The sequence below is a fragment of the Pseudonocardia nigra genome (genome assembly GCF_019396355.1).
In the GTDB taxonomy this organism is placed as follows: Bacteria; Actinomycetota; Actinomycetes; order Mycobacteriales; family Pseudonocardiaceae; genus Pseudonocardia; species Pseudonocardia nigra.
On record NZ_JAHKRK010000271.1, the window covers coordinates 1 to 8833 of the forward strand.

Genomic DNA, 8833 nt, shown 5'->3' on the forward strand with positions numbered 1-8833 from the left:
AGCAGCCGCGACAGCTGCCCGGACAGCCCGCTGCGCCGCGCGGTCTCGGTCAACAACACCCCACCGGCGTGCGACACCAGCGACTCGCCGCCGGCGATCACCGACAACCAGGGACGCAAGTCCTTATGCTTCACCCGCGAAGTGCCTCTCACTCAGTTCGGTCATGGCCTCGACAACCACGATCCAACCGTGCTGAGCAGGCACTTTCGCGTATCCAGGGCCCGCGTGTCGCTCACAAGATCAACTTCGATGAAAGCCCGAGGCTAACATCCCGGCACAGATTGACCGCTCCGGCAGCAGCGCGGCGTTTAGGTTGTCCTGTGGCCGATGCCAGACTCCCTGAACGGCCTGCGTGGCACGCCGCCGGTCTGCGGTAGCGGGGTTACGTCGTCGAGCGGGTAGACAGTGTGCGGGTTGAGTGCCTCCCCCAGCGGCGCCTCGGGCAGGAACACGTGCCGGGACACGACGGGCAGGGTCTGCTCGACGGTGGGGCGCTGAGCGTAGCCGGCGCGGAGGACCTTCTCGACCATGGCGGCTTGGTCGGGATGGTCGTCGGTCACGGTCAGTCGTCCTTCGCTCGGTCAAGGAGGTGGGCGGCGCGTCGGCGCAGCGGCCTGGTGGGGATGGTGGTGTTGCCGTCGGCGGCGTTGTGCAGGAGTTCGGCGATGACGGCGAGTTCGGCGAACCGCCCGGTCGGGGTGTCGAGGGTGGCGGCGAGTTCGGCGTGGACGTGCTCGGCGAGGTCGGGTGCGAGGAGGCTGTGGGTGTGGAGCATGACGGCGTCGTAGCCGGCGGGTGCTCGGCCGAAGCCTTCCCAGTCGAGGATCTGCAGTCGTGGCGCGCACAGGTTGGCCCAGTGCAGGTCGCCGTGAGCGGTGGTCCAGGACGTCGTGGTGGTGTCCATGTCGGGGTCGAGGAAGGTCGGGACGGACCAGTCCAGGTAATGCTGATCGGTGGTGTGGCGCGAGGTCGGGACGGCGGAGATCGCGGTGAGCGTCGCGCGCAGCTCGGCCCACCATCGCGGGGGGAGGGTGGGCGTGTCGGTGAGTGTCGCTGTTGGGCTAATCGGAGGGTCGGTCGTGTGGTCGAACAGTTCGGCGCGGTAGCTCCAGGTGTGGTCGTGCCAATCGAGGTTGGCGCGGCGTGCGGGCCGGGGTGTGCCGACGGGCAGGACGGCGTCGGCGTCGTGGTTGCCGCTCCAGAACACGTGATCGGTGTGTCCGCTGGGGGCGGCGGCGAGGCGGAGCCATCCGGGCCCGGTGGGGGTGTCGACGGGCCGCCCGAGGGTTCGGCCGTTCCAGCCCCATGCCTCGGTGCTGTCGGGAGCGGGGCCGAGCCGGAGGCCGAGCGCGGCGCGCGCGTGGTCGTGGGCCGCGCACATCCGCGTACGGACCTGCGGGGTCGGTGGCGGGTGCATCAGCCAGTTCTTCCCGCTGCGGCAGGGTCGTGGTATGTCTCGAGGAGGGTGTCACGTGCGGCGCGGGCGAGGACGGCTTGCGCGGTGGTGGGGATGCCGAGGCGATTCCAGTGGAAGATGACGTGGTTGGCCAGGACGTCGCGTAGGCCGCGTTCGAGTGCGCCGTCGCGGGCCAGGTCCGCCAGGCGGGCTCCGCCGGCGGTGAGGCCGGCCGCCCATGGGGCGGCGAACCCGAGGGAGCCCCGCGGGTCGTGTAGGGGGCCTGCGGCGGACGTGTCGATGGCCAGCAGCCGGTGCAGGGGCGCGATCATGGTGCCTAGCTGCTCGGGCGGGGGTGGCGGGGACAGGGGCCGGAGCTGGGCGACGCGGTGCCAGATGTCGCCCTGCTCGCCGTAGTCCTGCCGGGCGCTGCGCATCAGCGCGGTGCACAGCAGGATCGACAGCTCGCGGCGTCCGACCTGGCGGGGGCGGGCGAGGTAGGTCAGGGCGCCGCGGCTGTCGACGTGGAAGAGGTCGTGGGCGATGTCCATTCCGGCGGGGCCGCCGAACGCCGGCTGTTCCGGTTCGTAGATCGTCTCCCGCCACCGCTGGATCGCGCCGGCTTGAACGAGATCGTCGAGGTGGCTCGTCACGGCGGCGACGGTGTCGGTGCGGGCGCCGGGGCGGGGGACCTGGGCGCGCAGGCGCCAGTTGGGGTGCTTGCGCAGGTACCACCATCCGCCCACGTCACCGGCGTGACGGGCCTGCTCGAGGCGCGGGGCGAGTTCCGTGGCGGCGATCTGCTCGGCGGTGTCCCAATCCGCGAACAGGATCCGCACCTGATACCAACGGTGCTGGGCCGTGCGGGCCTCGTGCAGCGCCGCGCGTCCGGCGGCACGGTAGGCCGCGATCGCGGCCGCGAGGTCGCCCGAGGTGAGATCACCGCACGGCGGGGTGGGGTGCGTGCTCGGTGTACCGGTGAGGTGAGCCCATACCCGCTGCTCCACCACGTCGATCGCGTCGTCGAGGGCCGCGTCGGGCGTCTCGTCGGGCGCCGGGGCCGGCTTGGCCTTCATGACGAGGTCCTTTCGGCCGGGTGGGAGGTCGTAGTGCGGGGTGGCCCGGAGAGGAGGCAGGTGTCCCATCCCGACGCGTTGGTGCCGGCGGTGTGGGCGGCCAGCAGCGCGAGCGCGGTCCCGGTCGTTCCGTCGAGCAGCCCCTCGTCGGCGCGGGCAGCGACGGCGGGTGCTGCGGTCAGCAGCGCGCGCAGTTGCGGGAGGTAATCCGGCCAGCGTCGTCCGGGTCGGCGTCGGCGGCGACCCGGTGGGCGGTGTGCAGGAGACCGGCGAGGCCGTGGCACAGCCCGGCGTCATGGATTCGTCCGCGTTGCGCCGGGTCGGCGAGGCAATCGGCGAGCGCGTTCTGCGCCATGTGCTTGCGGGCGCGGTCGCCGAGCGCGATCGCGGCGAGCTGTTGGGCGCGGGCCAGACCTGGAGTGCCGTAGCACCAGCTCGGCCGCAGGGGCCCGGGCTGGGTGACGCGACCGGCGCGATGCTCGTCCAAGGTGATCCACTGTGGCCACCAGGCGCCGGCGGGGCCGGGTTGGCGGTGGTGGTCGAGCCAGTCGCAGATGTGGCGGATCGCGGCGGTATGGCCGTCGACGACGATGTTCGCGCTGATTGCCAGGGACAGCAGCGACAGCGGACCGGCGATGCCGTGGGCCATGCCGAGGTTGGCGTGCCCGCCGGGGAACGCGGGGGAGTCCTCACCGGATGGACCAACGCCGCACCACCAGCCCGGTAGGGCGTCGGGATCGCCGGGCAGCGATGCGGTGAGCCGCACGAGGTAGGACAGAATCTCGCGCAGCCGGGGGCTGCCCGGGTGTCGGGCCAGGAGGTGGGCGCCGATCCCGGTCAGGCCGTAGAACAGGTCGAACTCGGCGGCGCGGGCGCGTTCACGGCGGTCGATGCGGGCGTGAGCGAGGGTGAGGCGGCGCGCGGTGAGCTCGTCGATGCGCTGGTCGAGGACGGTCAGTGCCCGTCGGTAGCGGCTATTCGCGGCGTTCGCGGCGTTCGCGGCGTGGAGGGCGAACGCGACGGCGGGGGCGCCGAAGTACAGCGACGCGGTCTGGTCGGCCACGAGCTGACGGGTGCAGCCGGCGAGCGCACGGTGGGCGTCGTCCCACGTGCCCTCGCCGCGGTGGGCGCGCTCGATGGGCAGCAGCGCGGCGCCGGCGGCGCCTTGGGCGAGGGACTGGGCGTGCGCTGCCGTCGTGCTGGTTGTGGGCCTCGTGGTGGGGGTGGCGCTCATCGCGGATGCCGGTGGTGTCGACTGGTCGCGGCCAGCGCGGCGGAGCGGGCCAGCCGCCAAGCGATGTCGCGGTCGGTGTCGGCGAGTCCTGGCATTCGCGCCAGGTGCTCGGCTAGAGCCTGTCCCATGATCCACGGGACAGGCTCTAGCTGCCCCACAGCATCGGCTGGGCGCTGCTGGACGCCGACGTGGCCGAGGAGGAATGCTGCCCGCGGCGGTGCGGGGTCACCGTCACCAGCGGGCACGAGAGGTTCACCGCGGTGCGGCTCGCTCCGGACGAGGGTCGGATGCTCGGGGGGAGCTCCGCGGACGCCGGGCTCGTCGTCGAGCGCGTGAGCCTGGCGGACGGGGTGCCGGTGGAGCTCCGGCGGACGGTGCTCGCCGCCGGCCGCGTCGCGGTCACAGCGGAGTTCGCGGTGCCCGATGGTTACCGCCTGGGGTGTGCCGCCGGGCCGTGAGCGATCAGAGGGCCTCCTCCAGGCCGAGGTCCCGCGCGGAGTCGTAGGCGTCGTCGACCAGGACCAGGTCCCGGTCGGGGCCGTCGAGGACGGACGCCGCGACCGACGCCCGGTACCCCGAGCCGCAGTACACCCACACCTCGCCGCCGGGGACCTCGTCGCGACGGTCCGCGAGCTGGTGCAGGGGAATGTGCAGGGACCCCCGCGACGCCGCCCTGTGCCCGCTCGTCGTCGCGGCGCGCGTCGAGGACGGGTGACTGCACGCGCGGCCATGGTCTCCGCCAGCGCCGCGAAGTCGCGCACCGGGTAGGAGCGCAGCGGCGTCGGGCCGGTCAGGTCCGAGACGTCGCCGGTCGCGGCGCCGGCGAGGGCGTCGATGCCGATGCGCACGAGCTCGCGCCGCGCCTGCGCCACCTGCTCGGGCGACTCGCCGATCAGGGTGAGGGAGGTGTCACCGTAGGGGTAGAGCCAGCCCAGGTAGGTGACGAAGTTGCGGGAGAGCTCGAAGCCCAGGGAACCGGCGAGGTGCCCGGCGGCGAACGCGCGACGGTCACGCAGGTCGACGACCCACTCGCCGGCGTCGATGCGGCGGCGCAGCTCGGTCGGGTCCACCTCGGTCGGGTCGCCGGTCAGGTCCACCGGCGGCGGGCCGCTGCGGTTCAGCGGCCCCATGTGCGCGTAGTAGGCGGGGTAGGCACCAGCCCGGCGAGGAGCGTGTCCACCTAGCGCTGCTCGTCCATCGTCAGCGCCGGGTTGGACGCCTGCTGCTCGCCGACGGTCGAGGAGTCGCCGCTGGTCGGGGTGGCCGAGCAGAAGCTGCCGAAGCCGTGTGTCGGGAAGACCTCGGTCTCGGCCGGGAGCTCGCGGGCCAGCCGCCGCACGGAGCGGAACTGGGCATGGGTGAGCTCGTCGGTGTGCTCTGCACCGAGCAGGTCGGTACGGCCGGTGGCGCCGTAGAGCATCGACCCCCCGGTGAACACCGCCTGCGGGGTGCCGTCGGGCGACTCGACCACGTAGCTCATGTGGTGGTGGGTGTGACCCGGGGTGTGCACGACACGCAGGTGCATCGAGCCAACCTCCAGGACGTCGCCGTCGGAGACGGCGTGCCGGTCGAACTCGACGTCGTCATCGGCCGCCACGACGTAGGTGGCGCCGGTCCGCCGGGCCAGGTCGAGCCCGCCGGTGACGTAGTCGTTGTGCAGGTGGGTCTCCACCACGTGGGTGATCGTGACCCGGCGCCGGGAGGCGATCTCCAGGACGCGGTCGACGTCGCGCTGCGGGTCGATCACCGCGGCCACCGTGCCGTCGGTGACGAGGTAGCTGCGGTCGCCCAGCCCGGGCGTCTCGATGGTCTCGATCTCGAACATGGGTCCTCCAGTTGTCCTTCCGGGTTCAGGCGAGGGAGAGGAACAGTCGCTCCAGGGCGGCCTCGTCGATCTCGCGGACGCCCTGGTCGTCCTGGTCGAGGCACTGCCGGAGCCCGGTTGAGATGATCTTGAATCCGGCCCGGTCTAGCGCTCGCGAGGCGGCGGCGAGCTGGGTGACGACGGCGGCGCAGTCGCGGCCCTCCTCGATCATGCGGACGACACCGCCGATCTGCCCCTGCACCCGGTTCAGGCGTCGGACCACGTCGGCGAGCCGGTCACCCTCCCGCTCCAGTTCCCCGGCCTGCACCCGGCCGCGACCGTCGTCTGGATCGTGCCGTCCACGATGCTCGTCGCGCTGAGCACGGCCTGGACCGTGCACTGGATCCGGCACCCCGCCACCGCGCGCGGGCACGCCGCGAACCCGGTGATGGCGCAGTTCTACGGGGCGCCGCCGATGGCGCTGCTGACCGTCGGCGCGGGCGCCCTGCTGCTCGGCAGGGACCTGCTGGGCGAGCCCCTCGCCGTCGCGGCCGGCGCCACCTTGTGGACGCTGGGCACGGTGGCCGGGCTGGCGAGCGCGGTCGCGGTCCCGTACCTGATGTTCACCCGCCACGACCTCGCCCCGGACTCGGTGCTCGGTGGCTGGCTGATGCCGGTGGTGCCCCCGATGGTCTCCGCCGCGACCGGGGCCCTGCTGGTCCCCTACGCCCCCGAGGGGCAGGCCCGGCTGACGCTGCTGCTGGCCTGTTACGCGATGTTCGGCCTGACCCTGCTCGCCTCGGTCATCGTCACCACCCTGATCTGGAACCGGCTCACCCAGCACAGGCTCGGCCCGGCCGCGACCGTGCCGAAGCTGTGGATCGTGCTGGGCTGACTCGGGCAGTCGATCACCGCGGTGAACCTGCTCGGCGGGGTGGCGCACCTGGCGCTGCCCGACCCGTACGCCACCGCGTTCGTCGCGCTCGGCCTGGTCTACGGGATCCCGGTGTTCGGGTTCACGCTGCTGTGGATCGCACTGGCGGCCGCGGTCACGATCCACACCGCGCGCCGGGCTGCCGTTCTCGCTGACCTGGTGGTCGTTCACCTTCCGGGTGGGCACCGTCGTCACCGGCACTAGCGGGTTGGCGCTGCACAGCGGGTCGACCGTCCTGGCCGTCCTGGCCGTGATCTTCTACGCGGGGCAGCGCCCGGGGGCACCTGTTCCTGCCGCCCGCCCCGGCCGGCTCCTGACCGGGCTCAGGTGGGGAGCTCGACGGTCCGGGTGCCGCCGCCCCAGCCGTTGGCCTGGTCGCGGCCCTCGACCACGACGCTGGTGACCTCGGCGGGGATCGTCACGTTCGACAGGGAGCGGGTGAAGGGCTGCTCGGTGGCGTGGTCGTGGGTCAGTTCGGTGACGCCGTAGACGGTGCCGTCCTGGGCGCGGACCCGGAACGCGTCGGCGTAGCGCTCGGGGGTGTCGTAGGGCGAGCTGACGGTCACCGCGAAGGAGTAACCGTCGCCGGTGCGGGTGGCCTCGACCTCGACGATGTCGGGGAACCGTTGCCCGGCCGCATCGGCAGCGGCCGAGGGCGCCACCGGATCGGTGGCGGCCGGGGTCGGGGCCGCCGGGCCGGCGGAGCAAGCGGCCAGCAGGGCGGCGGACAGGACGAGCATCGCGGTACGTCGCATGCCCACCACCCTTATATGATCAACCTGGTGTCCGCCGGGTCCGCCGGGCAGATGCCACCGTCCGGTCACATCCGCCCGGCACCCCGGCCGGTCAGCCGCCGGCCGCGGTGGCGGTGAACATGGCGGTGGCGTTCTCGACCATCGCGAGCACGTCCTCGACGCCGCTCAGGCCGTGGCGTTGGGCCAGGACGCGGATATCGGGGTGTCCGACGTGCACGGTGCCGGTCTCGTCCTGCCAGGCCAGGTAGCGCACGGGCAGGTCGATACCCATCGTCTGGTTGGCCTGGATCAGCGTGGTGCCGACCTTCGGGTTCCCGACGAGGGTGACCTGGGTCGGGCGCAACGCGATGTCGACGCCGGCCGCCCCGGCGGTGTGGTCGACGGTGGCCACCGGGGTGAGCCCGGCCGCGACGAACGCCTCCTGGTAGCGGCTGATCGCCTCGGCCACCGTGGTGTCGGCGGTCTGCTCGACCAGGTAGCCCTCGCCGTCCACCGTGGCGTCGCCGGTCGAGACCGGCTCCTCGGACCCCGACGCTGCGGCCGCGATCCCGCCCGACCCCATTCGCAGCGCGTCGAGAGCGGGTGAGTCGGGCACGATCCCGGCGCGGGCGCCGATGTAGTCGGCGGAGTTGTGGCCGAGGTAGACGGTGCCGTCGGCCGCCTGCCAGGTCAGGTACTTCTGCGGCAGGTCGATCCCGGCGGTCTGCGCGGCCCCCATGACCGGGCTGCCGGCCATCGGCGCGCCGCCGATCACCAGCGTGGTCGGGCGCAGCTGCTCGCCGACCGAGGCGGCGTTCGCGGCGTGGTCGACGACCGCGGTGACCATCCCGGCGGCGGCCAATGCTTCCTGCACCCGGGTGCTGGTCTCGGCGACGTCGTAGGCGCTGGCGTGGACCACCAGCCCGGGAACCTCCGGGGCGGCGGTGGCGGGCTCCGGGGCCGGGGCGTCCGGGGCGGCGGCCGGCCCGGCCGGGCTCGCGCACCCGGCCACGGTGAGGGCCGCGAGCGCGGTCAGGGTCAGCAGGCGGTGTCGCATCGTCCTCCGTCGGGTCGGTGTCATGCCGGAGTCGCGAGCACGACGAGGTTGTCGGTGTAGCTGCCGCGGTCGCGGTCGAACTCGCCGGTACAGGTGATCAACGCCAGCAGCGGCGGCCCGTCACGGGTGAACAGCTCACGGGGCAGCTGCGCCTTGCCGTACCGCGTCACGTCGGTCACGACGAACGCGCGCACGGTGCCGTCGGCGGCCGCGATCTCGACCCGGTCACCGCCCTCGACGTCGCGCAGCGCGGCGAACGCACCCAGCCCCGCCTCCGCGGAGTCGACGTGCCCCGCGAGGACCGTGGTGCCCGCCGCCTCACCGGGGCGGGCGCCACCGACCCACCAGCCCAGCAGGCTCGGGTCGGTGGGGACGGCGAGCTCGCCGTTCGGGGCGGTCGCCGACGGCCGGACCCGGGCGGTGACGTCCTGCTCGGGCAACGACAGGACCGCGGGCACGATCGCGCCCGGTGCCGCCGCGCCCGGTGGCACCGCCTGTATCGGTTCGGGGCGACAGTAGCGCCTTGATCGGCGGGGGTGAGGCGTCGTCGGGTCTGCGTCCGCTTGCCAGCGGGCCGAGTCGGGCGGGCTGCGCCACG

At 73.3% G+C, this 8833-nt stretch carries 14 protein-coding genes; 4 read left to right on the forward strand and 10 right to left on the reverse strand.

Going from position 1 to position 8833, the window contains the following annotated elements; translation table 11 throughout:
* Positions 1–308: 308 nt before the first annotated feature.
* From KME75_RS37125 to KME75_RS37140, 4 genes are all read right to left on the reverse strand, one after another.
* Positions 309–560 carry a hypothetical protein gene (locus tag KME75_RS37125; RefSeq protein WP_219419627.1) on the reverse strand — a complete coding sequence of 84 codons (252 nt, stop codon included), beginning with the start codon at positions 558–560 and terminating at the stop codon, positions 309–311.
* 2 nt (positions 561–562) lie between these two features.
* Positions 563–1417, reverse strand: coding sequence for a hypothetical protein (locus KME75_RS37130; protein ID WP_219419628.1), 855 nt, complete (start codon positions 1415–1417; stop codon positions 563–565).
* Entirely contained in the window at positions 1417–2472 is a 1056-nt protein-coding gene (locus KME75_RS37135; protein ID WP_219419629.1) for a thiopeptide-type bacteriocin biosynthesis protein, read from the reverse strand. Before KME75_RS37135 ends, KME75_RS37130 begins: the two co-directional genes overlap by 1 nt.
* A gap of 178 nt (positions 2473–2650) precedes the next feature.
* Positions 2651–3706 carry a lanthionine synthetase C family protein gene (locus KME75_RS37140; protein ID WP_219419630.1) on the reverse strand — a complete coding sequence of 352 codons (1056 nt, stop codon included), beginning with the start codon at positions 3704–3706 and terminating at the stop codon, positions 2651–2653.
* Positions 3707–3894: 188 nt separating this feature from the next.
* Here KME75_RS37140 and KME75_RS37145 point away from each other — a divergent pair, with 188 nt between their 5' ends.
* Complete coding sequence (locus KME75_RS37145; protein ID WP_219419631.1) at positions 3895–4164, forward strand: UTRA domain-containing protein; 270 nt, start codon at positions 3895–3897, stop codon at positions 4162–4164.
* Between the two features lie 4 nt (positions 4165–4168).
* Here the strand turns inward: KME75_RS37145 and KME75_RS45380 are convergent, their stop codons facing one another.
* The 3 genes from KME75_RS45380 to KME75_RS37155 all read right to left on the reverse strand — a co-directional run bounded on the left by KME75_RS45380 (position 4169) and on the right by KME75_RS37155 (position 5823).
* A complete protein-coding gene (locus tag KME75_RS45380; RefSeq protein WP_281424850.1) occupies positions 4169–4297 on the reverse strand; it encodes a hypothetical protein in 129 nt (42 codons plus the stop codon).
* Positions 4298–4886: 589 nt separating this feature from the next.
* Entirely contained in the window at positions 4887–5531 is a 645-nt protein-coding gene (locus KME75_RS44335) for an MBL fold metallo-hydrolase (protein ID WP_246633580.1), read from the reverse strand.
* 25 nt (positions 5532–5556) lie between these two features.
* On the reverse strand, positions 5557–5823 hold the full coding sequence (locus tag KME75_RS37155; protein WP_219419635.1) for a metal-sensitive transcriptional regulator: 267 nt from the start codon (positions 5821–5823) through the stop codon (positions 5557–5559).
* Positions 5824–5862: 39 nt separating this feature from the next.
* Between KME75_RS37155 and KME75_RS44340 the strand changes: the two genes are divergently transcribed.
* The 3 genes from KME75_RS44340 to KME75_RS47190 are packed head-to-tail and all read left to right on the forward strand — an operon-like array spanning position 5863 to position 6847.
* Entirely contained in the window at positions 5863–6405 is a 543-nt protein-coding gene (locus KME75_RS44340) for an SLAC1 family transporter (RefSeq protein WP_308283420.1), read from the forward strand.
* Between the two features lie 21 nt (positions 6406–6426).
* Entirely contained in the window at positions 6427–6648 is a 222-nt protein-coding gene (locus KME75_RS44345; RefSeq protein WP_246633581.1) for a hypothetical protein, read from the forward strand.
* The gene (locus KME75_RS47190; protein WP_372452751.1) at positions 6596–6847 is read left to right on the forward strand and encodes a hypothetical protein; all 252 of its coding nucleotides are present in this window, start codon (positions 6596–6598) and stop codon (positions 6845–6847) included. The genes KME75_RS44345 and KME75_RS47190 overlap by 53 nt, the downstream gene beginning before the upstream one ends.
* Here KME75_RS47190 and KME75_RS37165 read toward each other — a convergent pair.
* The 3 genes from KME75_RS37165 to KME75_RS37175 all read right to left on the reverse strand — a co-directional run bounded on the left by KME75_RS37165 (position 6768) and on the right by KME75_RS37175 (position 8693).
* Positions 6768–7199, reverse strand: a complete 432-nt coding sequence (locus tag KME75_RS37165) for a hypothetical protein (RefSeq protein WP_219419632.1) — start codon at positions 7197–7199, stop codon at positions 6768–6770. The two genes, KME75_RS47190 and KME75_RS37165, sit on opposite strands and share 80 nt — an antisense overlap.
* A 91-nt stretch (positions 7200–7290) precedes the next feature.
* Positions 7291–8235, reverse strand: coding sequence for a DUF302 domain-containing protein (locus KME75_RS37170; protein ID WP_219419633.1), 945 nt, complete (start codon positions 8233–8235; stop codon positions 7291–7293).
* 20 nt (positions 8236–8255) lie between these two features.
* Positions 8256–8693: a class F sortase gene (locus tag KME75_RS37175; RefSeq protein ID WP_219419634.1), complete on the reverse strand. Its 438-nt coding sequence runs from the start codon at positions 8691–8693 to the stop codon at positions 8256–8258.
* Positions 8694–8833: the final 140 nt, after the last annotated feature.